Source organism: Kineococcus vitellinus (assembly GCF_009906315.1).
Lineage (GTDB): Bacteria > Actinomycetota > Actinomycetes > Actinomycetales > Kineococcaceae > Kineococcus > Kineococcus vitellinus.
Map to the genome: position 1 here is coordinate 1 of NZ_JAAALL010000604.1, position 792 is coordinate 792.

At 79.5% G+C, this 792-nt stretch carries 2 protein-coding genes; both read left to right on the plus strand.

Annotation, left to right across the window (positions count from 1 at the left end; genetic code table 11):
• The coding region (locus GTQ99_RS23675; protein ID WP_420814620.1) for an OsmC family protein at positions 1–231 on the plus strand (231 nt) is incomplete at its 5' end.
• 77 nt (positions 232–308) lie between these two features.
• Positions 309–792, plus strand: a 484-nt coding sequence (locus GTQ99_RS23680) for a MauE/DoxX family redox-associated membrane protein (protein ID WP_166618078.1), incomplete at its 3' end; no start/stop codon positions are given.

Consider the following 792-nt stretch of genomic DNA (forward strand, 5'->3'; position numbering starts at 1 on the left):
TCTCCAGGCGCACCCCCGCACCCCCGCACCACCGTGCCCTTCGCGCTCGACGCCGAAGGGAACGCGGACTTCGACGCCGTCGACGTGCGGGTGCGCCTGGAGACCGACGCCACCCCCGGGCAGTTCGAGCGGCTGCGCGCCGAGGCCGAGCGCCGCTGCCCCGCGACGCAGCCGTTCGTGCGCAGCGGCCCGCGCTCCACCAGCGCCCGGGAGGCCGCCCCGCCGGCGTGAGCCCCGGGGTCGAGCGGGACGGACGGATCCGTCCGTTCCGCTTGACCCGCTCACTTCCGGTGACACAACGTGTGCTGGTGGCACCGTTGCTCGTCCCCTACCTGGCGGCGGGCGCCCTGCTGGCCGTCGCGGGGTGGGGCAAGCTGCGGCGCCCGGCCGCCACGGTGCAGGCCCTGCGCACGCAGGGGCTGCCGGTGCCCGCCGCGCTCGTGCGCCTCCTCGGCGCCGCGGAGCTCGCCCTGGCCCTCGCGGCGGTCGCCGGCCCGCCGCAGGCGGCGTGGGCGGTGGCGGCGGCCTACACCGCCTTCTCCGGCTTCGTGCTGCTCGCCCTGCTGCGCGGGCGGCCGCTGAGCTCGTGCGGCTGCTTCGGCGAGCCCGACCTGCCGCCCACCGCCGCGCACCTGGGCGTCACGGCCGCCGCCGCCCTCGTCGCGGTGCTCACCGCCCTGGCCCCGGCCGGCCCGCACTGGAGCGCGGCGGCCGGTGCGGGCGGTGCGCTCCTGGTCGCGGTGTTCGCCGCCGTGCTCGCCGGGCTGGCCCGGCGAGCACGGCGGCGAACAC